Raw genomic sequence first — 22,888 nt, forward strand, 5'->3', positions numbered from 1 at the left:
TTCTGACCATTATCTATAACTCTATATAATGTGAAATGCTTACTCCATGAATAATCTTTCTTGTCCAGCCATCGCTTTTCCATCTTTTCTCGATCCCGTAATTATACAGTTAGGCCCCGTATCTCTTCATTGGTACGGACTTGGCTACGTAGTGGGCATTCTTTTTGCTTGGTGGTATGCGCAAAAATTATTAAGAAAACAATCCCTATGGTATGCAAATCAGCCTCCTATGGATGAAGAAAAGATAGGGGATTTTGTTGTCTGGTCTGCCATCAGTGTCGTTGTTGGTGGTCGCTTAGGACAAGTACTTGTATGGGATCCCGTTTATTATTTTAACCATCCTAGTGCCATCGTTGCAGTATGGGATGGAGGAATGTCCTTTCATGGAGGACTGATAGGCATCATCATTGCAATGATCTGGTTTGCCCGCAAAAACAATATCAATATACGAGCAATGTTTGATATCATTGCTGCAGGTGCTCCTATTGGTATCGGCATTGTAAGAATATGTAACTTCATTAACCAAGAGTTATGGGGCAATGCTACCACAATGCTTTGGGCGGTTTGTTTTCCACTAGATCCCTATTATTTACCGCGTCATCCAAGCCAACTTTACGAAGCATTCATGGAAGGGTTTGTTCTCTTTATCATTTTATCCCTTATTATTTTTGCTTTCAAAGCGTTAAAACGCCCTGGCGCCGTAGCAGGAACATTTATTATAGGCTATGCAATAGCACGGAGCATTGCAGAAATTTATCGTGCTCCTCAAGAAGACCCAGAATGGTTTTCTACCCTGTTTCATCCTACTGGATTTACCTATGGTATGGCCTTATCTCTTCCTATGCTTTTTATAGGGCTTTATCTGCTTCTCAAAGCCTTTAAACACAAGTCTACAAAAAATGAGCACCCTCAAAGAAAAAATTAAAGAGATTATTGCGCACAACGGACCAATCACAGTCAGTCAATATATGACCTTAGCCCTGACTGATTCCCAATTTGGCTATTATCAAACGCAAAAACCCTTTGGACGTGACGGTGACTTCATCACAGCACCTGAAATAAGCCAATTATTTGGAGAGATGATTGGCATTTGGGCCCTTGCTAGCTGGAAAGCCCAAGGTTGCCCTCAACCTTTCATTCTCGCTGAAATGGGTCCAGGACGTGGAACACTCATGGATGATGTTCTGCGTACTATTCAAAAATTATCGACAACAGCATTTCATGCTGCTGAAATTTTTCTTATTGAAATAAGCAAAAAACTCGCCGAAGAACAAAAAAAACGTCTTTCTTCATATCAAAAAAAAATCTATAATGTTCAAAGCTTTGATCAAATCACCTCAAAACCTCTCTTCTTAATTGCCAATGAGTTTTTCGATACACTCCCCATCAACCAATATATTAAAATCAATGGAAAATGGAAAGAACGCCGTATTTCAGTGAATCAAGATGGAAATTTCATTTTTATTGCTGTTCCAGATAAACTTCCTTCTTCTTGCTTACAGTCCTATTGTTCTGAAATACCTGACGGAACCATTTTTGAACACGCGCCCTCTCGACATCAATTAATGCAACAAATCAGCAACCACTTAATAAAAGTAACCGGTTCTGCTTTGCTTATTGACTATGGTGCTTCTGATCTTGCCTTTGGCGATACATTACAAGCAGTTTCAAAGCATAGATTCCGTGATATCTTTGAAGCTCCCGGTGAACATGATTTAACATCCCATGTTGATTTTTCTTTTTTAAAAAAAATAGCTCTTGAACAAGACTGTTTTACTGAAATTCTAGAACAAGGAGAATTTCTCCTAAAAATGGGGCTTTTGGAGCGCGCACAACAGCTTGGAGCAGGAAAAAGCACAACACAAAAAGACAAAATTCACCAAGATATCGAACGATTAGCCGGTCCAGATCAAATGGGCAAATTATTTAAAGTCTTATATGTTTGTGATAAAAACATCCCCTTACCCCCTCGATTTTAATGACCGGCAACTATTCTTATTGACAAATACATCTCATACACCATTCTTACTCAAAAAAGGCTCTTTCTATAAGGAATTTTTATGAATTTTATTCCTGTTCCTATCCTAGCAAAAGATCTTTCTGCTTTACACCCGCAAGGGATAAGACATGGTTTTTTTACACGTCAAGCTGGTGTTTCAAAAAGTCTTTATCAAAGCCTTAATGTTGGCACAAATTCACATAATCAACCTGAACATATTGCACAAAATTGTCTTTTAATTGCCAATTATTTTGGTGTTGAGGTGCAAAACTTCGTTACTGTCAATCAAATACACTCCTGTGATGTTGTCGTCGTTGATCAAGCTTTTATTGGTGAAATTCCGAAAGCAGATGCTCTTGTTACCACCACACAAGGACTAGCAATCGGCATTCTTACAGCAGATTGTGGTCCAATTCTCTTTGCTGATCCACAAGCAGGTGTCATCGCTGCAGCACATGCTGGCTGGCGAGGAAGTTTAAATGGAATTATAGAAAAAACAATTTGTGTGATGGAAGAACAAGGAGCCAAAAGACAATCAATCATTGCAGTTCTTGGACCTTGTATTGGTCCTTGTCATTACGAAGTAACAAGAGAATTTTACAACCAATTTATTGATCGCCACAGCAAGTTTGAAAAATATTTTTTAAAAACAAATAAAGTCAATCATCTTCGTTTTAACCTATGGACATTCATTATGGAGCAATTAAAAGAAGCAGGAATCCACGCTTCTTGTGTAGAGCTTTGTACCTATCAAGATGAGAAACGTTTTTTTTCCTATCGCCGTGCGATACACCGCAAGGAATCTGATGACGGACGGCAAATTTCTGCTATTATACTGAAAAAGAGATAAACATCCTTGAGTTCTAAAGAGAAGAGTAAAAGTGTACAAAACTTTTGTATCTCAAAATCTTAACAAATGCTCTTAGAATATGGAACTTTATCACAAAATGATCTCTTAACTTGGAGAATATAAACGCTTTAACTGATGTTATTTTCAATATTTTCTTATGATGGAAAAAATATTCATACATAAGGAATCATATATATTGTTATTGTTCTCTTATAACATAAAAGCCAAAAAGCTTAATCAAGGGTTCTTTTTTACCTCATAACAAAAAAGAACACTGCTCAAAAATAACAAAAATTTTGGAAAAAGCGAAAACCAAACGCATAACTCTTTAACAATGAGAGATAAAATTGTAATGCTTTTGTAATTGTTATCTTGCAATCTGGTAACAAGAAATAAAAACCATCTCTACCGTGATTCTTTAGAGGTTCTACTATGAAACTTTTCTGCGGCAATTCTAACCCACGCCTTGCTGAGGATGTTACGAATTATTTAAATATTCCTTTAGGCAAAGCAACTGTGAAACGCTTTGCCGATCAAGAAATTTTTGTAGAATTACATGAAAATGTACGCGGACAAGACGTGTTTGTTTTGCAATCCACATCCTACCCTGCCAACGATCACTTGATGGAATTGCTTATCATGATTGATGCGCTTCGCCGTTCCTCAGCCCGTCGTATTACAGCTGTGATCCCCTATTTTGGTTATGCCCGTCAAGATCGTAAACCTGGACCACGGACCCCGATTTCCGCAAAACTTGTTGCCAACCTGATTGCTGAAGCTGGAGCGCACCGTGTTTTAACTTTGGATCTTCATGCAGGACAAATTCAAGGCTTTTTTGATATTCCAACGGATAATCTCTATGCTGTTCCGGTTATTTCCCGAGATGTTAAAATGCACTACTCCCTTGAAAATGTTATTGTTGTTTCACCTGATGTTGGTGGTGTAGTGCGCGCACGCGCGCTTGCCAAGCGTCTTAACAGTTTACTTGCTATTGTTGATAAACGTCGTGAACGTCCTGGTGAATCAGAAGTTATGAATATTATTGGCGATGTCTCGGGAAAAGATTGTCTTTTGCTTGATGATATTGTTGATTCAGGTGGAACACTATGCAATGCAGCAAGTGCTCTCCTTAAACACGGTGCCAATAGTGTTACGGCTTACATTACACACGGTGTTCTTTCTGGAAATGCTATTGAACGCATTACCAACTCAGAAATGAAAGAATTGGTTATTACAGATTCAATTATGCCAACAAAAGCAATTGAAAATGCGCATAATATTCGTGTCTTACCAATTGCCGACCTCATTGGAGAAGCAATTGCCAGAACAGCAGCAGAACAATCTGTCTCAAGCTTATTTGGTTAAGCTGGTCCCTTAGGATCTCCTGGTGCTGTTTCTACACCAAGTTCAGGAAAAGCGACAATGCGTTGACCATTAAAATGTGTATGAATAACAATAAATCCGCGTTCTTCAAAGTAAGTTAAGAGCCGGCGGGCACGGCTTAAAGAATGTGTTCCATAAAGGCGTGCCAAAAATGCATCGGATGGGCATGGTTTTCCACCTAAAGCAGCCTGTGCTACATGCAAAAAAACACCTTGGACATCATCTTCCAAACTTTCCGAGAGATGCAAAATGCGTTTCCAGTTTTCACTTACCGCAGTTTCTTCGTCAACGAAAGCCTGAGCAATAGCCAACTTACGCCGAAATTGTGCAAGATTTAAAAGATCTCCTGAGTGACCATGAATACGGCAACGAACCAAGAAATCTTGATAAAGCACTGCCGTTGAACGATAAAAAGCTTCAGGATCATCAAGAATTTCTCGAATAACACGTTCTGCTTGGATATCACGATCAACAACAGAAAGTTCAGGAAATAAGCTTGGTTTTTCTTCCAACGATTCTTGTTTTTTATGCACAGCTTCTTCTAATATCTCATGAACTGATTTTTCTCTCACCGGCTCTCGTGATTGCTTAAAGGGAATTAAAACTTCTTCCGGCGAAGCTGTAAAAACGAGTTCTTTTGCATCAACCCGCTCTGTTGGAAGAGGCATTAATTTGGGGCTAGAAGACCGTGCCAGTGTCTCAACAGGACCAATAACAATCGGTAAGGGGCGTCGTGATAAAGCAGGACCTAAAGCGATAAAATGCCCCCGTTCAAGATCTCTAAACATTTCCGCTTGACGACGCTCCATTCCCAAAAGATCAGCAGCGCGCACCATATCAATATCTAAAAAAGTTCGCCCTATTAAAAAATTTGATGCTTCAGCAGCTACGTTTTTGGCAAGTTTAGCCAAACGCTGCGTAGCAATCACACCGGCAAGACCACGTTTGCGCCCTCGACACATAAGATTGGTCATAGCACTAAGCGAAATCTTACGCGCCTCATCAGAAACCTCTCCTGCCGCAGTTGGAGCAAACAATTGTGCTTCATCGACAACAACAAGCATGGGATACCAATAATCACGTTCCACATCAAACAGTGCACCAAGAAAAGCACCCACAGCGCGCATCTGTTGTTCAGTCTCCAAACCTTCAAGATTGAACACCGCTGAAACCCGATGTTGGCGAATGCGATGAGCAATACGTGTCAATTCGAGTTCGCTGCGTTGCGCTTCAACGACAACATGACCAAATTTATCTGCTAAAGTTACAAAATCACCCTCTGGATCGATCACACAATGTTGCACCCATGAAGCGCTTTGTTCAAGAAGACGACGAAGAAGATGTGATTTTCCTGAACCCGAATTGCCCTGCACAAGAAGACGCGTCGCCAATAATTCTTCTAAATCGACAAATGCCGGCACGGATTTATGCAAAGCTCTACATTCTGCCGTATCACCCAAGGCAATCTCAACCTTCATAACATCTCCAGTATTTGATTTTGAATATATCGGCTCATATTTATCCTCCATCGAAACCATGTTTGTAACATTTCCTCTTATCTAACGATAGAAATCATCGATTTTTCCCACAACTCTTGCATCTGTAAACAGTTTGAATTATAGAATGGTCTTCTGCGTAGACACCCTTGGAGGCAACGCAGGATGGAGCAATCGCTGCTTAGCAACGTATATCTTCATATTCATACAAAACTGTTGTTGGTTTTTAATGAATCTCCAATCATATAAAAGGACTTAAACTATGAGCAAAAGCTATACTCTTAAGGCCGAAATACGCGAACGGGTTGGTAAGGGGTCCTCCCGTGAACTTCGTCGCAACGGTCTTATTCCTGCTATCATTTATGGTGAAAAACAGCCCCCTTTAGCAATCACAGTTCCCTATAAGGAAATTTTCTACAAAATTCATGCTGGTGGCTTTCGTACTACCATTGTAACTCTTGTCATTGGCAAACAAAAAATTACAGTATTACCAAAAGATTATCAACTCGATCCCGTGCGTGACTTTCCCTTACACGTAGATTTCTTACGTATTTCAGCGCAATCTGTTGTGGAAGTGAATATTCCTGTACACTTCCTCAATGAAGACACAGCTCCTGGACTTAAAAAGGGAGGCGTGCTCAATATTGTTCGCCACGAAATTGAATGTACGGCTCCGGCTAATGCTATTCCTGAAGCGATTGAGATTGATCTCGCCAGCTATTCTATTGGTGATTCTATCCATATTTCAGCGGTGCAGCTGCCAGAAGGAGTCACTCCAGTCATCCAAGATCGAAACTTTACCATTGCAACTATCGCAGCTCCTGCTGGTTTGGATATCGGTGATGACGCTCTCGAACAAGACAATGAAGAGAACAACGAAAAAAATTGATAATTTCAACAGGCGGGATTTTTCCCGCCTTAACTTATAAAAAATTTATTAATCCCTTACACTTTATTGAAGGTGCACATGTGGCTTATTGCTGGTCTTGGCAATCCTGGTTCACAATATCGAAATAACCGCCATAATATCGGGTTCATGGCTGTTGATGCTATTTATCAAACCTTTTCTTTTTCTCCGTGGTCAAAAAAGTTTCAAGCCAAAATCTCCAATGGTTTTATAAATGATGAAAAAACCTTTCTTATAAAACCTCAAACTTTCATGAATCTCTCTGGCCAAGCCATTGGTGAAGCTTTGCGATTTTATAAATTAGATTTAAAAAATTTGATTGTCATTTATGACGAATTAGACTTACCACCAGGAAAAGTACGTGTAAAAATTGGTGGAGGTAATAATGGACATAATGGTATAAAATCCATTGATACCCATTGTGGTACTGATTATTACCGTATACGCTTAGGAATTGGACGCCCCCATTCCAAGGAACTTGTTCATCAGCATGTTTTGGGAAATTTTACAAAATCCGACCAAGAATGGCTTCCCCCTCTTTTAGAGGCAATTGCGAAGAGTATTACGCTTTTCATAAAGGGCGATCAATGTCTTTTTATGAATGAAATCGCGCAAGCAATAAAAAACAAAGATCCGCTCTCATAGTCCATTTTCTAGGAGACAAAATAATCACACGTCATACAATCCTTGTATATAGTGCTCTCTTTTTTTGAGAAGAAGAGCATTTTAAAAAAACAAAAACTATCAAAAGATGCTCTTCGAAGGCATCCTTCTTGGAATTAAAAAAAACCATCTGGATTAATAGTAGACTGTAGCGGATCATACAGATGTGATTGTTGACTTAAAACTCTAGATGGAGCGTCATTACGTTGCAATACCACCACGCGCGCACCAACAGGAACACGATCATAAAGATCAATGATATCTTGATTAAGCAAACGAATACATCCGCTTGAAATAGCACGACCAATTGACCATGACTCGTGCGAACCATGAATGCGGAAAAGTGTATCCTGTCCATTTTTGAAAAGGTAAAGCGCTCGTGCACCCAATGGATTATCAGGTCCTGGTGCCATTCCTTTTCCCAAATGACCATAACGTTCTGGTTCTCGCGCCATCATTGCCGCAGTAGGAGCCCAATTTGGCCACCGGCGCTTGCGCTGCACAACCCCCTCACCTTCAAATGCCAGCCCTTCTTTACCAACCCCAATACCGTAACGCAAAGCTTTCCCATTTTTACCAATAAGGTAAAGGAAACACTCCTGAGTATCTATAACTAATGTCCCAGGTGGATAGGACGTATAATAAAGCACTTCTTGACGCCAAAACTTCGGATCAATAGTCGAAAGATCGATAGCAGGTAATAAATAAGGCTCATTGGTTACAGGTCCGTACAAAGACTGCATTTCTGCTGGAATATATCGAACTTGTTGAGAAGAAACAAACGACATATCTGAATGACGTGTAGCACATCCAACCAAAGCCAAAGGCACTGCAATTAAAAAAACACGACGAGATAACACTCTTATATTTTCTCCAATTAACTCTTTATGTAGACTTGCATACTATGAAAAACTTAGCATATTGTTAACGTTAATTTGAAATTTCCTTAAATTATGGGGAGAAAAAATCTTTAAACATGATAAAAAAGGCATTCCCCCTCTTCGAAATAGACTTTTTTCTTCTCTACAGCAACAGGAGACTATGACTCTTCTCAAAATGTGCTATAAAAACGCCAAAGACACCTTATCTTGACCATAAAATCAATAGAAATCTTGATCATAAAATGAATAGAAAAGAAGACGCTCATGGGTTTTAAATGCGGTATTGTGGGATTACCTAATGTTGGTAAATCAACTCTTTTTAATGCATTAACGAAAACAGCTACAGCACAAGCTGCTAATTATCCTTTTTGTACAATCGAACCCAATACCGGTGAAGTCGCTGTTCCAGATTTGCGAATGGAAAAAATTGCATTTATCGCTGGTTCAAAAGAAATTATTCCCACACGTATCAGCTTTGTTGATATTGCTGGACTCGTACGTGGTGCCTCAAAAGGCGAAGGTTTAGGCAATAAATTTTTGGCAAATATCCGTGAAGTTGATGCTATTATTCATGTTTTACGCTGTTTCCAAGATGATGATATTACCCATGTAGAAGGCCGCATTGATCCTGTTTCTGATGCCACAACAGTTGAAACAGAACTTATGCTTGCAGATCTTGAAAGCTTAGAGCGACGAATCGTACAAATCCGTAAACGTGCAACCGGCAAAGAGAAAGAAGCTCTCACAATTCTCCCCATGATGGAAGCAGCATTAAATCTATTGCAGAAAGGAAGCCCTGTCCGGTTGCTCCTTAAAGAAATCTCTTCCGATGAATATCGCATCCTTGATAATTTAAATCTTTTAACTTCCAAACCTGTACTTTATGTCTGCAATGTGAGCGAAAATGACGCTGCTCATGGAAATAACTTTACCAAAATGGTTGAAAAAATGGCAACAGAGCAAAATGCTCAAAGCATTATCATTTCTGCTGCTATCGAAGCTGAAATCACCCAACTTAATGATGCAGAAGCCTCAGAATATCTTCATGCTCTAGAGCTCTTTGAACCAAGTCTCAATCGCCTCATTCGCGCTGGCTATTCTTTGCTTGACTTGATTACTTATTTCACCTGTGGACCTAAAGAAACACGCGCTTGGACAATTACACGTGGTACTAAAGCGCCTCAAGCAGCTGGTGTGATCCACTCAGACTTTGAACGTGGCTTTATTCGCGCCCAAACAATCAGCTACGATGATTATATTGCTCTGGGTGGAGAAAACGGCGCGAAAGAAGCGGGCAAAGCCCGTGATGAAGGCAAAGAATACATCGTACAAGATGGTGATATCATGCTGTTTAAACATAATACTTAAAACTCACCTCATCCTAATATTTCATCTTGAATGATATAATAATTTCACAGGGAAGCCTTGCTTTACGACCATAAAAAACAATGCTGTCATATTTCATATTATGGCTTATGGCAGCACTGTTCTGTCACAAAAGAATGGAAATACAAATCAGCGTGTCCAATGTCCTTCGTACTTAAATGTTGGAGCCTCTTTTAAAGAATCCTTTGTTGCATTAGTAATAAGCTTCCATTTGCCATAATCATTGATCATTTGGATTGTTTCTGGAGCAATAACCACATAACTTTCTCCTATCCCAAGGAAACCACCAACAGCAATAACAAATCCCGCAATGTTATTGTCACGCAAAATAATATCTTTTACTTCACCAATATTTTCATTTTCCACATTGTATATATTTGCACCAATAAGGCTTGAAGCAACAAAATCAGTTGCTAAAGGTGTAACATAACGCACTGACATATCTGACCTTACCTGTACAATACCCGTCGAAGAAATCATTTCAGGTTCAGAAGGTACTGCAAAAGACTGCGCATACGCACTAGAAACCATCAAAACTGACATAAGAGTAGTACATGCAATTTTCTTCATTTTAACATCTCCGTTTTCACTTTGCTTTCAATTTTATCAAACTCAATGCATCATAAACAGATTTGTTCCCTAGGCTCTTCCAAGATCAATATCTCTAAGCTTTTCTCCTTTTCAGTCTTTTTTTATCCTCTCTCCCAATTTGTCTTCTAAACAACGCCAGATACAGACTTTTAAAATATAAATCAGTCCTCCTAAAATGATTAAAAATAAGATGACACGAAAACCCGTTTTTTTCCGAATTTCCATGTGGGGATCAGCAGCCCACATCAGAAAAGCAGAGACATCCCGTGCATATTGTTCAACTGTTTCCTGGACTTCATCCCCATAGGACACAACGCCATCATGTAATGGAGGCGCCATAGTTAAAGTATCGCTTGCAATAAAATAAGGATTATACCAATAACCTTCAGCAATTTTTGTATTTTCTGGTGCCTTTTGATATCCTGTTAACAGAGCTGTAATATAATCTGGACCCGCCGTATTGTAATGCATTAATACATCAGAAATAATAGCAGGAAATGGCAAAGATATGGCGCGCGCGCGCACCATCAACGAAAGATCTGGAGGATAAGCACCATTAAGAATAAATTTTTCTTCTTCTTCATTAGCAAAAGGGGAAGGAAAAGTGTCTGTTGCAATACCAGCACGTTTAAAAAATTTTCCTTCTCGATTAGGTCCATCGCTCACTTCATATTGCTTGGCGAAATCCTGAATCTGTTTTTGATCATAGCCTAACGCCTTTAAATCACGAAAAGCCACATATTTCAGCCCATGGCAACTGGAACAAACCTGTTTATAAACCTTTAACCCACGCCGCAGCTGTGCCTTATCATAAACTCCAAATGGTCCTGAAAAACTCCATTCTTGTTTTTTAGGAACGCGTAATGGGAAAGAAACAAACTCTTGCTCTTTATCAGAAACGTCACGCGCAACACTCTGAAAAGGAAGACTAACCACCGCTATAATAATCAATCCAATAAAAACATTCACCATAATTTACTTTTTCTTTGGTTCATATCTTCAGTAATTGAAGAAGGAAGAGAACGCCCCTTTTCAAAAATAGGAAGGATCGGCAAAACAACCAAAAAGAATATAAAATAATAAGCGATTGCTAAGTACGTCCATAAAAAAGTGCTATCACTTATTTCTCTTGACCCTAACCAACCAAGAAAAAGAACATCAACAATAAATGCCCAAAAGAAAATTTTATAAAGAGGTCTATATCTTGCGGAGCATATTTTAGAACGATCTAACCATGGAACAAAAATCAGAACAAAAACTGAACTCACGACAAGAAGAACACCTAGAAAAGTTGATGAAAGAGCACCAATATTAAAAGTTATAGCACGCAGCATCGTATAAAAAGGTAGAAAATACCATTCCGGCACAACACGAAGAGGCGCTTTTAAAGGATCAGCAACGCTATAATTTTCAGCCTGTCCCATATAATCGGGCATATAAAACAAAAACCAAGCAAAAAAGATTAGAAAAACAATAATAGCAAAAATATCTTTGATAAGCGCATAAGGTGCAAAAGGAACAATTTCCTTCTCGAATTGTATTGGAAGACCGGTCGGATTACCCTGTCCAACTTGGTGAAGTGCCCAAATATGCAGCCCAACAAGAAAAAGCAAAACAAATGACAAAAAATAATGAAAAACATAAAAACGGTTCAACGTCGGTTGTCCTACGCTATAACCACCAAGAAGTGCCTCATGCAACCATGTCCCCATCAAAGGAATAGCTTTTACAAGTCCAACAACCACTGAAGCCGCAGAAACAGACATCATCCCCCAAACCAGCACATAACCAAAAAATGCTGTTGCCATCATGATCATATAGATACAAATGCCCGTGATCCAAACCATTTCTCGCATATTCTTATAAGAACCATAATAAAGTCCACGTGCTAAATGGATATAAAGAGCAATAAAAAAGAACGAAGATCCTACACAATGCCATGGACGAAAAAGCCAACCAAACTGCCCCTCTCGTCTAAATCTTTCACCAGTTTCAAAAGCCAAATGAACATCTGGCACATAATGCAGCGCCAAGACAATACCAGTCAAAAGTTGTGATAAAAGCATAACGGTCAAAATACCGCCAAATGTATAAAAATAATTCAGGTTACGGGGTACCGGAAAAATAACAAATGCATTATAAAAAAAACGGGGAAGAGGTAAACGCTTATCAAACCAACGGGCAACAGCACTTTTAGGAATATAGGGAGAAAATTTGGTCATCCTCTTATCCTATTTTCAGCAAGGTATCGGAAAGAAAGCGATAAGGTGGAATAGCTAAATTATAGTTAGCTGGGCCTGAGCGCACTCTTCCAGCTGTATCATAAACAGATCCATGACATGGACACAACCACCCTCCAAATTTCCCTGATTGTCCAAGTGTTACACAACCTAGATGCGTACAAAGATTAATAATAATAAGCCAATTCTCACGCCCCTTCCCTGCTGAACGCGCGAAATCCGTCGCGTCTTCTTCACTTTCAAGATTAGGATTGCGCGCTTGACGATCTCTCAGAATACTCAATTCGGTAGCACGCGCTTCAGCAATTTCTTTTGCGGTACGATTGCGAATAACGACAGGCTGTCCACGCCACTTAACCGTCACCGACATGCCCTCTTCAATCCCCGAAAGATCCACCTCAACAGAAGAAGAAGCCAAAACGGACTCATATGGAGACAGTTGACGAATAAACGTCCATGCAACGGCACCCAATCCAACCGCCCCTGTAAGACCTGTTACCAAAAACAGAAAATCGCGCCTTGTTTGCTCATTCATTACCTTAACTAACGAGCTCCTTCTTCAAAATACTCTTTTACTATACCCTCCTCCATTGCACAATCCCTGATTATTCAATTCCCTAAACCATGAAAAAACCTAGAAAAAACTTTCTACTATTTTTGTAATCTATCTTCTCTTAGTAAAAAATTTTATGGCACCCATTCACCAAAATGCTGCTTACTCTTTCCTGTTTTTTCTATTTTCTATCTTCCCTCCTCAAATGTAAGAAAATATCATCAAATATATTCTCTACTATCATCCGTTTATTGTAAAAATCAGCAATTCTTTTAATTCAAGCAGCGTTTTAACCATTCATTCTCAACTCAAAAGTCTTTGTTTTATAGGAAAAAATTACACTCCCCTTTTACAACCAAACTTCTACAAACAAGACACAAATTTTGCATTCAATGGAATGCTTCGTCGAAATCATAGAGTTTGGGTTTCATTGGATTGGTATGAGTAAAGGCGAATGCTTAATTTTAAATTGCTATTCCCCCACACGTTCTTTTAATGACCAATAAAGTTTTCGCTCTCATAAGCATTCACCCCATACAATAAAGTTGTACAAAGAAAATAGCCCAATATTCTAAAGAATCGAACACATTTTTATAATGATTAACACCCCTATAGAAACGCATTAATTCTCGTTGTCATTCATTGATGATCATTCTGCACATCTCATAATAAACCCAGAAACATAAGTTTTTCCTAAAATCCAAACCAAAATGGTCGTGAAAAGCAAAAACTCCACGCTTCTCAATTATATTTTTTAAATATGCAACAGAGCTTCTTTACAAACGTAAAGAAAAAATCATACCTAGAGCACATGACACTTCACATCGCTCTTTTTCAACCTGATATTGCTGGTAATACTGGAACAATTTTGCGCCTTAGTGCTTGTTTTGGTTTACATGTACATATTATTGAACCAGCCGGCTTTAATCTGTCGGATCGCAACCTTAAGCGCGCAGGATTGGATTATCTCGAATATGCTTCTCTAGAAAGACATATGGATTGGCAACATTTTATGCACACCATGAAATCCTGTAACCGTCGTCTTTTGCTTTTAAGCACAAAAGCACAAACATGCTATACGCAAATATGCTATCAGAAAAATGACGTTTTACTTTTTGGTCGTGAATCAGCAGGGGTTCCCGATTATGTTCATGAAACTGTTGATGCTGTATTGAAAATTCCCATGCAACCCCATACGCGCTCTTTAAATCTCGCAATGAGCGTAGCTATGACGACAGGGGAAGCACTTCGCCAAATTGGTTATTATGAAAAAAGAGAAACTTTATAAAAAAGATAAAAATCTTATCGCGCGATTCAATATACTGATAAAAATATCAATATTTGGTGGATAATAAGCGGTTTTTAAAAGAATGAAATCACCATATTTCTATAATCTGAGAAGAGCATGAAAATCTTACACTTCTACTAGAATAATGACAAAACGCTTTTATAAATCATCAGAAAAACTACGAAGCGTTCAATAAGCTTAAAGCTTGTAATACTTCATTGCACTATTTTCACTACCAATCATCAAGACGCAAAAACCCTCTCCTCTAAAAATAACAAAAGCTTCTTTATAAGAATCCCTATTACAAATTAATTTTTTCTAACAATGCATTACGATCCAATAAAAATCCACTTTCAATCCATATCATTTCCAGCTCTTTGAGCTTTTTTCCCAAAAGCACTCCTTTAGACACTCCTTTTTCCATCAAATCCTTGCCATTAACAGGAAAAGTGGGAACTTGCCAGTTTTGAGTAAGATGATAAAGCTTGGTATAATTTGCTTTTTGCAAAGCTTCCTCCCCGTCTAGAGCGTCGACATGTGCTGCTGCCATCCGCAAGGATAATTGATCCAAAACTGGCTGACGACCATGAAAATAAATCAGTTTTTGTACCTCCGCCTCTGAACAGTTTTGGTTAATCATTTTTAACTCTGCCCATTCCTTCAATCGCGTTATTTCCTTATGAGAGAAACGCAAACGCTGTGCCATTTCATGAAGGCGGATAGGATCAGGAGGGAGAAGACTTTCCAACCGTAACAAGGGATCGATTTTCCAACCAAGAGCTTGTTCTGCTTTTACCAATGAGTGAATTGCATCAATGCCCCATTTTTCTGTTTCGGGAAAAATGCCTGTCAAAATTCCACTTTGACGCATCCATAAAAGAGCACGTGTTGGATCTGAAGCAGCGAGAAGTTTTTTCATCTCTGCCCAAATACGCTCAGAGGAAAGTTTTTGTAGACCTTCTTTTAAACTCACACATGCTTTCAATCCTTGCACATCAGGACGTCCTGCTCCATACCAAGCAAAAAAGCGAAAAAACCGCAAAATACGTAAATAATCTTCACGAATACGATTTTCTGCAATACCGATAAAACGGACTGTTCGGCTGGCAATATCATTCAATCCCCCCACATCATCATAAAGGTTGCCAACAGCATCACAATAAAGCGCATTAATTGTAAAATCGCGCCGTTCCGCATCTTTTTGCCAATCACGACCGAATGCCACTTTTGCGTAACGACCATCCGTTTCAATATCAGAGCGAAGCGTTGTTACCTCATAAGAACACGAAGGAGAAAGCACCGTTACAGTACCAAATGCAATCCCTGTAGGAATGGTCTTAAATCCTGCTTCTTCTACACGCATTATAATCTGTTGTGGCAAACAGGTTGTGGCAATATCAATATCACTGATAGGTTGCCCTAGCAGCTGATTGCGTACAGCACCACCGACAATACGGGCCTCTTCACCATCTAAAGACAAAACATGAAGAAGTGTTTGGATATCACTATGCTGTAACCATTTAACTTGTTTGAAATTTTGTCTTCTATTCACCCTTTAACCTTTCAAAAAATTGCTCTCATTGCCTTAAACAGATATTCCCATGAGAATTTTCTAAGAGAGCCCTCAATGTATCTATTTATTTCCCCAAAAAAATAATTTGTATGTGAGAAGATGAAAAAACAACATAATACACTTCTTTTCTTCTCATTTTCTGTTACAAATTATAAAATATTCATTATCATACAGAAAAAATTACCGATTTTGCGATAAACGCCTTAAGGAAGCAATATGAGCCAATGTAATACATCATCCAATTCTCTTAAAAAGGTCAATATCAAGGATGAAGCCCAAGCGATCATTGATGATATTGATGCAGCCCATAAAGAATTGAACATTTTGCAGCAAGAAATTGACAAAGTCATTTTTGGGCAAAATCATGTGATTGAATATGCTTTAACAGCTATTTTTGCTGGTGGACATGCTCTTCTTGTTGGCGCTCCAGGACTTGCTAAAACACGTCTTGTTCAAACTTTGGGGACAGTATTAGGACTTGATGAAAAACGCATCCAATTTACCCCAGATTTAATGCCTTCAGACATTATCGGTTCTGAAATTATGGATTCAGATAAAGGTGGGAAACGTTCCTTCCGCTACGTTAAAGGTCCTATTTTTACCCAACTTCTTATGGCTGATGAAATCAATCGTGCCTCTCCGCGCACACAATCAGCTCTTTTACAAGCCATGCAGGAGTATCATGTCACCGTGGCTGGTACCCGTTATGATTTACCACAACCTTTTCATGTGCTTGCAACACAAAATCCTCTTGAACAAGAAGGAACCTACCCACTTCCTGAAGCACAACTGGACCGCTTTTTGATGCAAATTGATATTGACTATCCTGATCTAACCACAGAACGGCGTATTATTTTAGAAACAACAAGAGATAAAAAGCAAAAAGCAAAACCGATTTTGTCAACAGAAAAACTACAAGAAATTCAAAAGATCGTTCGTAAAATGCCCCTCTCAGAAACTGTTATAGAGGCCATTTTAAAGATTGTTCGTTTGTCCCGTCCTCATAAAGACAATACTCTTGCCAATACGTATGTTGCTTGGGGACCTGGCCCACGCGCTTCACAAGCACTTTCACTTTGTGTTCGTGCCCGAGCACTTTATTATGGGCGTTTAGCACCTTCACTTGATGATGTTGAAGCATTAGCTTTTCCCGTATTACAACACCGCATGGCACTTAATTTTTCTGCACACACAGAAGATATCACCGTAAAAGATATTATTAATAATCTCATGAAAGACGTTCTCTAAATGGCTATTGGCAAAAAAGTTTCCCCAATGCCCCCCATGTCGCTTGCAGCTAAACTGCATGAAGATATTGCAAAGATGCCGTCTTTTCTTCTACAAGCACGTCGGATTGCAAATACATTGATAACGGGATGGCATGAACAACGTAAACGGGGTAACGGGGAAAATTTTTGGCAATTTCGACCCTATGTTGAAGGGGAATCTATTACACGCATTGACTGGCGTCGCTCAGCGCGTGATGAACACACCTATCTACGTGAGCAAGAATGGCAAGTGACACAGACAGTTTGGCTTTGTCCTGATCAAAGAGCCTCTATGCATTATTGTTCACGCTTTTCTAAAATCTCTAAAGGTGATTATGCCATCATTCTTACTCTCATCTTGGCATCCCTGCTTACACACAGCGGCGAACATATTGCTATCCCTAACCTCATGCCCCCCACGAAAGTATCTAATGTATTAGAACGCACAGCACTAACCTTAGCAAATCATCAAAGTGGAAATCCATTTGCAAATTTTTCAACTCTTACGCGTTTTTCACACGCCATTATAGTAAGTGACTTTCTCGATTATCCTGAAAAAATCATCAAACATTTAACCATTTTATCCACAAAACAGGTCACTGCTCATTTAATCGAAATTGCTGATCCCGCAGAAGAAAATTTTCCCTATACAGGTCGTACAGAATTTTTTGATCCCGAAACAAAAGAAAAGCATATTTTCGGAAAAGCAGAAAAGCTTCGTAATCACTATTGCAAGCTCTATCAAGCAAGGCGACGAGAATTAGCAAATTTTTGCGCACGCCAAGGATGGACTTATCACGTGAGTAGAACAAATCAACCCTTCACAGAGACCATTTTGCATCTTGCAAACAAAATGGGGAGCTCTCCATCTTACTCTAGGAGGTTGTCTTGAGTTTTGCTGCTCCCTTTCTTTTACTAGGACTTTTATCTCTACCCGTCATTTGGTGGTTGTTACGAATAACACCTCCATCCCCACATAAAGAACCCTTTCCCCCTTTGCGCTTTCTACCAAAACCAGCGCATCAACAGGAAAGCGCAAAACATACACCTTGGTGGTTACTGTTATTACGCTTAACCATAGCAGCGCTGATTATTATCGCTTTGGCACGACCCACTTGGAATCAAAAACCAGTAATACTTTCCGGCTCTCAACCACTTGCACTCATTATTGATAACGGATGGGCATCAGTGAAAGAATGGAAAAAACGCCTCTCTGTTGCCGAAGCCCTCCTTACGCAAGCAGAAAAACACCAAAAAGATATTTATTTTCTTGCCACAGCTGAAAATGACATCGCCAATATAGGTCCCTTCCCTGCGAAAGTCATAAAACAACATTTAATGCATTTGCAACCCCGCCCTTGGTCTGTCAATCGTATGGATGCATTAAAAAAACTGATGGAAAGAACCAAAAGAAAACCTCTTGATATTGCATATTTAAGTGATGGGTTACAAACAAATGAAAATGATGAAACTTTTGCGCTGATTGAACAATTAAAACCCAAAACATTTTTGTGGTACTCACCTGATATTTCCGATTTAACCGCTATAACAGCCATAGAAAATAACAATGGAAACATGGTAGCGCGCGCCATCCGCTCAATGACACACAGCGAGACTCCCGTCACACTGAACCTTTATGATGCAAATAATCAACTTCTTGGTCATTTTACAACGAAATTCCTTGAAGGAGAAACAACAACGCTTGTTCCTTTTAATGTACCACTTGAACTACGCAACGCCATTGCTTGGATAAAAATTAACAACCAAAATCATGCTGCTGCTACCTTCTTAGTGGATAGCCACAATAAAATAAGTCGTGTTGCTCTCCTTTCACCCAATACGCGTGAAATGGCACAACCTTTGCTTTCTCCATTTTACTATATTATCAAAGCATTAGAAGGCACTACACAGCTTATAACAGCTGGAGGAGGAGAACTTTCAACGGATCTTGATCATTTACTCAAACAAAATCCTTCTGCTATCATTATAGGTGACATTATAAACATGTCAGAAGAAGCAGAAAAAAAACTGTCTGATTTTGTGAATAAAGGGGGAACACTCATCCGCTTTGCAGGAGAAAACCTGAGTACCGCAGAACACTATGATAGTCTGCTTCCGGTGTCACTGCGTCATGGTAAACGTTCACTTGGTAGTATTATGTCTTGGACAAAACCGCAAAAACTAGCACCATTTGCAAAAACGAGCCTATTCTCTGATCTTCCTTTTCCAGAAGAAGTCACTGTCTCACGCCAAATTTTAGCAGAACCAAGTCCAGATCTTTTTGAAAAAACGTGGCTTAGTCTCTCTGATGGAACCCCCCTCATTACAGCGACTGAACGTGGCAAAGGAACACTCATCCTTATTCACATTGCTCCCGACCCCACATGGTCAAATCTTCCACTCTCTGGTTTTTTTGCACAAATGTTGCAAAAATTGATCACATTGAGTGCCTACCAAAACACCAATCCAACACCCACAAAAAAAGAAACAGCAATAAAAAACCCTTGGCGAACAATAACCACTGATGGACAATTACAAACACCTCCCTCCTCTGTTGTTCCACTGGTCCTTGATGCCCAAAATCCACTTCGTCCCTCCTATCGTACTCCACCTGGACTCTACGGCGACAAAAATAATTTTTATGCACTCAATCTCCTCAATCATGCATCGCACTTGGTAAAACAATCGTCATTGTCCCCCTCTTTGAGCAAAAATTCTTTATCTTATGACACAAAAGAAAAGCATCTTATTGGTCCACTTTTAGGATTAGCCATCTTATTATTTGCCTTTGACAATTTTCTAACTTTATGGATGGGAGGCGCTTTTTTTCTTAACCGACAGCGCAATATGCTCCTTTTTCTCCCCCTTACAATAGGTTTCCTTGCCTTTTTTTGCCATACTCCAAGAGTTTATGCAAAAGACACAGAAAATCATTATAATGAGGACATCATTCAAGCAGCTGGTGCGACGCATCTTGCTTACGTTGTCACGCATAATCATGAAATTGATACAACGAGCAAGAGTGGCCTAGAAGCCCTCAGTCAATTTATCGCAGAACGGACAATCCTTTCGCCCAGCTCTGTGAGAGCACTTGATCTCGATAAAGATGAACTTGCTTTCTATCCTCTGATTTACTGGCCCATTGATGCCAACAGTCCTCTCCCAACACAAAAGAGCCTTGAAAAAATAAATAGCTTTATGAAAAATGGAGGCACAATTTTATTCGACACACGCGATCAGATAAAGAGCAACCTTAATCTTGAAGGAGCAGCCACCCCAGCCACACAAAGATTACGGATCATTTTAAAGGGATTAAATATTCCAAGCCTTGAACCAGCGTCAACGGATCATGTTGTTGCACGCTCTTTTTATATTATGCCGGATTTTCCCGGTCTCTACCGTGGTTCACCTTTGTGGGTTGAATCATCATCAACCAATAAAAAAGAAAAAAATTCTCTCGGCTTCGGTGATCATGTAAGTTCTCTTCTGATTACCGCAAATAACTTTGCTGGTGCTTGGGCCCTAGACGAAAAAGGCATGTGGAAATACCCCCTTGTTCCCAATGATCCAATGCAGCGCCTATGGGCATTTCGTGCAGGATTAAATATTGTTATCTACGTGCTTACAGGAAACTATAAGGCTGACCAAGTGCATGTTCCAGCTCTCTTAGAACGTTTTAAAAGAGAAAGAAGTCCATGATACCATTCTTCACTTTTCAGCCTTTTTTGCCTCTCTCTTGGATTCTCTTCTTAGGGGGGATATCTGCCCTTTTTGTCATCATTGGTCTCATTACACAGCGTCAAGGATCTTTATTACGCCTCATGGCATTGGCATCACTCATCCTTGCTTTGCTGAATCCAATGATTATAAAAGAGCAGCGTGAACCCCTTAAAAGCACCGTAGGCATTGTCATTGATCGCAGCAAAAGCCAAACATTTGCTACACGTACAAACGATACCGATAAAGCACGCACACAATTAACAAATGCATTGGCGCATTATCCACAATTTGAACCACGCTTTATTGAAGCTGGAAAACTTGCAGATCATCAATATGCACCCTCAACAAATTTGTTTCATGCTTTAACACAAGCTCTCTCTGACGTCCCACCGGCACGTTATGCAGGAACAATTTTAATCACCGATGGACAAGTGCATGACATTCCTCAAATTTCAGACCTTCATCATAAAGCACCTGTCAATGCTCTTATAACAGGGAGAGCAGATGAATTTGACCGCCAAGTCAAAATCATTTCTCCTCCTCGCTTTGCCCTTGTCAATAAACCACAAATGCTCTCCATCTTGGTAGAAGATAAAGGGCACCCTCAAAAATCTCTACCAGCGCAAGCAAATGTTACTGTAAGCATCAACGGACAAGAAGTTGGCCATTATTCTGTAACCCCTGGTATTATTTTTCAAACTGAAATTACTCTTTCTCATGCTGAAAAAAATATCATTCAAGTTGCTACTGATGTACAGAAAGGTGAATTAAGCTTTGAAAACAACCGCGCCGTAGCGATTATTGAAGGCATTAGAGAAAATTTGCGTGTCCTTCTTATCTCAGGTGCGCCTTACAACGGTGAGAGAACATGGCGTGATCTTTTGAAAGGTGACTCCAATATCGATCTTATTCATTTTACTATTTTGCGCCCCCCCAACAAAGCAGACAATACACCATCAAGCCAATTGTCCCTTGTGGTTTTTCCCACAAGAAAGCTTTTTGTTGAAGAGATTGACAATTTTGATCTCGTCATTCTTGATGGCTACCAACATTCTAGCGTTCTCCCATTAATCTATTATGATTATATTGCCCAATATGTCCAAAAGGGCGGCGCTTTGCTGATCGTAACAGGACCCGAATTTACCAAAGAAAACTCGCTTGCGAAAACACCTTTAATCAGTGTTCTCCCCGCATTACCGAATGGTGTTATTTTGCAAAAACCTTTTCGCCCTCAATTAACCAAAGAGGGGGAACGTCATCCCGTTACAAGAGATCTTGCAACTCCTGCTTATCCAGCTTCTCAATGGGGACAATGGCTACGACAAATCGCCATTCAAAACCCACACAACGGCACTGCTCTCATGAAAGGCGCTGACGAACAACCACTCTTACTTCTTTCCCATGTTGGGAAAGGACGTGTAGGCATGCTGCTTTCCGATGAAAGCTGGCTTTGGGCAAGAGGTTTCGAAGGTGGTGGCCCTTATGCAGCTCTTTATCGCCGCATTGCTCATTGGCTTATGAAAGAACCAGAACTTGAAGAGGAAAAATTAACTGCTACCAGCAACCATAATCGCTTAGCAATTCGCCGCCAAACGCTCAAAGATCATCCAGAGCCAGCTGAAATAACTTTTCCTTCTGGAAAAAAAGAAAATATCATCCTCACAAAAGAGCAGGAAGGCGTTTTTACAGCAACTCTTCATACGGATGAAACAGGAATTTTTACCATCCAAAATGGTGAGTTAACAGTACTTTCTTCTGTTGGGATAGTTGATAATCTCGAATTGTTTGATTTAATTTCCACAAAAGAAAAACTCACTCCCATCAGTCAACACACGGGTGGATATACCGTGCGTTTACACAATAAAGAAAAAGAGGACTTTCATCTTCCTCCACTTAAAATTATTCAATCGCCAACAGACCGAACATCTTCTCTTGCTCATTCAATTGTTCTAAAAGACGCAACGGAAAGCCGTTTAATCGATCGTTTCTATTTTGCGATCTTTTCTGGTGTTTTTGCGCTCATTTGTTGTCTTCTACTCTTGAACAGCATGTGGTATCGTGAAAGCCGTTAAGAAGCCTTAAGAGTTAAA

General features: G+C 39.6%; 19 protein-coding genes. 12 read left to right on the forward strand and 7 right to left on the reverse strand.

The genetic code is table 11. The features are described 5' to 3' along the window. Positions 1 to 46 precede the first annotated feature (46 nt). The 4 genes from lgt (at position 47) to NPX99_RS03615 (ending at position 4,214) form a co-directional block, all read left to right on the forward strand. Positions 47 to 925, forward strand: coding sequence for a prolipoprotein diacylglyceryl transferase (gene lgt / locus NPX99_RS03600; RefSeq protein ID WP_269030504.1), 879 nt, complete (start codon positions 47 to 49; stop codon positions 923 to 925). Beyond that, positions 900 to 1,979, forward strand: a complete 1,080-nt coding sequence (locus NPX99_RS03605; protein WP_269030506.1) for a class I SAM-dependent methyltransferase — start codon at positions 900 to 902, stop codon at positions 1,977 to 1,979. The genes lgt and NPX99_RS03605 overlap by 26 nt, the downstream gene beginning before the upstream one ends. 81 nt (positions 1,980 to 2,060) lie before the next feature. Next, positions 2,061 to 2,849, forward strand: a complete 789-nt coding sequence (gene pgeF, locus NPX99_RS03610) for a peptidoglycan editing factor PgeF (protein WP_269030508.1) — start codon at positions 2,061 to 2,063, stop codon at positions 2,847 to 2,849. Between the two features lie 432 nt (positions 2,850 to 3,281). Continuing rightward, positions 3,282 to 4,214 (forward strand): ribose-phosphate pyrophosphokinase, encoded by a 933-nt coding sequence (locus tag NPX99_RS03615; RefSeq protein ID WP_269030510.1) that lies wholly within the window; start codon positions 3,282 to 3,284, stop codon positions 4,212 to 4,214. Here the strand turns inward: NPX99_RS03615 and NPX99_RS03620 are convergent. Further along, positions 4,211 to 5,710, reverse strand: coding sequence for an ATP-binding protein (locus NPX99_RS03620; protein WP_269030586.1), 1,500 nt, complete (start codon positions 5,708 to 5,710; stop codon positions 4,211 to 4,213). The genes NPX99_RS03615 and NPX99_RS03620 overlap by 4 nt on opposite strands. 280 nt (positions 5,711 to 5,990) lie before the next feature. Here NPX99_RS03620 and NPX99_RS03625 point away from each other — a divergent pair, with 280 nt between their 5' ends. Both NPX99_RS03625 and pth read left to right on the forward strand, forming a co-directional pair. Beyond that, positions 5,991 to 6,617 (forward strand): 50S ribosomal protein L25/general stress protein Ctc, encoded by a 627-nt coding sequence (locus NPX99_RS03625; RefSeq protein WP_269030512.1) that lies wholly within the window; start codon positions 5,991 to 5,993, stop codon positions 6,615 to 6,617. A gap of 78 nt (positions 6,618 to 6,695) precedes the next feature. Beyond that, entirely contained in the window at positions 6,696 to 7,280 is a 585-nt protein-coding gene (gene pth, locus NPX99_RS03630; protein ID WP_269030514.1) for an aminoacyl-tRNA hydrolase, read from the forward strand. Between the two features lie 134 nt (positions 7,281 to 7,414). Here the strand turns inward: pth and NPX99_RS03635 are convergent, their stop codons facing one another. Next, the gene (locus NPX99_RS03635; protein WP_269030516.1) at positions 7,415 to 8,158 is read right to left on the reverse strand and encodes a L,D-transpeptidase; all 744 of its coding nucleotides are present in this window, start codon (positions 8,156 to 8,158) and stop codon (positions 7,415 to 7,417) included. 285 nt (positions 8,159 to 8,443) lie between these two features. On the opposite strand from NPX99_RS03635, the gene ychF reads away from it, so the two are divergent. Next, positions 8,444 to 9,547, forward strand: coding sequence for a redox-regulated ATPase YchF (gene ychF, locus NPX99_RS03640; protein WP_269030518.1), 1,104 nt, complete (start codon positions 8,444 to 8,446; stop codon positions 9,545 to 9,547). Positions 9,548 to 9,694: 147 nt separating this feature from the next. Here ychF and NPX99_RS03645 read toward each other — a convergent pair whose 3' ends face one another. The 4 genes from NPX99_RS03645 to petA form a co-directional block, all read right to left on the reverse strand. Then, positions 9,695 to 10,135, reverse strand: a complete 441-nt coding sequence (locus NPX99_RS03645) for a PRC-barrel domain-containing protein (protein ID WP_269030520.1) — start codon at positions 10,133 to 10,135, stop codon at positions 9,695 to 9,697. 111 nt (positions 10,136 to 10,246) lie between these two features. After that, entirely contained in the window at positions 10,247 to 11,128 is an 882-nt protein-coding gene (locus NPX99_RS03650) for a cytochrome c1 (RefSeq protein ID WP_269030522.1), read from the reverse strand. Next, a complete protein-coding gene (locus NPX99_RS03655; RefSeq protein WP_269030524.1) occupies positions 11,122 to 12,378 on the reverse strand; it encodes a cytochrome b in 1,257 nt (418 codons plus the stop codon). The genes NPX99_RS03650 and NPX99_RS03655 overlap by 7 nt, the downstream gene beginning before the upstream one ends. A 4-nt stretch (positions 12,379 to 12,382) precedes the next feature. Further along, entirely contained in the window at positions 12,383 to 12,931 is a 549-nt protein-coding gene (gene petA, locus NPX99_RS03660) for a ubiquinol-cytochrome c reductase iron-sulfur subunit (RefSeq protein WP_269030526.1), read from the reverse strand. A gap of 829 nt (positions 12,932 to 13,760) precedes the next feature. Between petA and NPX99_RS03665 the strand changes: the two genes are divergently transcribed. Further along, a complete protein-coding gene (locus tag NPX99_RS03665; RefSeq protein ID WP_269030528.1) occupies positions 13,761 to 14,237 on the forward strand; it encodes a tRNA (cytidine(34)-2'-O)-methyltransferase in 477 nt (158 codons plus the stop codon). A 301-nt stretch (positions 14,238 to 14,538) separates the two neighbouring features. Here NPX99_RS03665 and NPX99_RS03670 read toward each other — a convergent pair whose 3' ends face one another. After that, complete coding sequence (locus tag NPX99_RS03670; protein WP_269030530.1) at positions 14,539 to 15,789, reverse strand: CCA tRNA nucleotidyltransferase; 1,251 nt, start codon at positions 15,787 to 15,789, stop codon at positions 14,539 to 14,541. Between the two features lie 237 nt (positions 15,790 to 16,026). Here NPX99_RS03670 and NPX99_RS03675 point away from each other — a divergent pair, with 237 nt between their 5' ends. Genes NPX99_RS03675 through NPX99_RS03690 form a run of 4 tightly spaced genes read left to right on the forward strand, consistent with a single transcriptional unit; the run spans position 16,027 to position 22,870 of the window. Continuing rightward, positions 16,027 to 17,058 carry an AAA family ATPase gene (locus NPX99_RS03675; protein WP_269030532.1) on the forward strand — a complete coding sequence of 344 codons (1,032 nt, stop codon included), beginning with the start codon at positions 16,027 to 16,029 and terminating at the stop codon, positions 17,056 to 17,058. Beyond that, entirely contained in the window at positions 17,059 to 17,970 is a 912-nt protein-coding gene (locus NPX99_RS03680; protein WP_269030533.1) for a DUF58 domain-containing protein, read from the forward strand. Next, positions 17,967 to 20,777: a DUF4159 domain-containing protein gene (locus tag NPX99_RS03685; protein ID WP_269030534.1), complete on the forward strand. Its 2,811-nt coding sequence runs from the start codon at positions 17,967 to 17,969 to the stop codon at positions 20,775 to 20,777. The genes NPX99_RS03680 and NPX99_RS03685 overlap by 4 nt, the downstream gene beginning before the upstream one ends. Further along, positions 20,774 to 22,870, forward strand: a complete 2,097-nt coding sequence (locus NPX99_RS03690) for a hypothetical protein (protein WP_269030535.1) — start codon at positions 20,774 to 20,776, stop codon at positions 22,868 to 22,870. Before NPX99_RS03685 ends, NPX99_RS03690 begins: the two co-directional genes overlap by 4 nt. Positions 22,871 to 22,888 lie beyond the last annotated feature (18 nt).

This window comes from Bartonella sp. 220B, from assembly GCF_026930205.1.
Lineage (GTDB): Bacteria > Pseudomonadota > Alphaproteobacteria > Rhizobiales > Rhizobiaceae > Bartonella.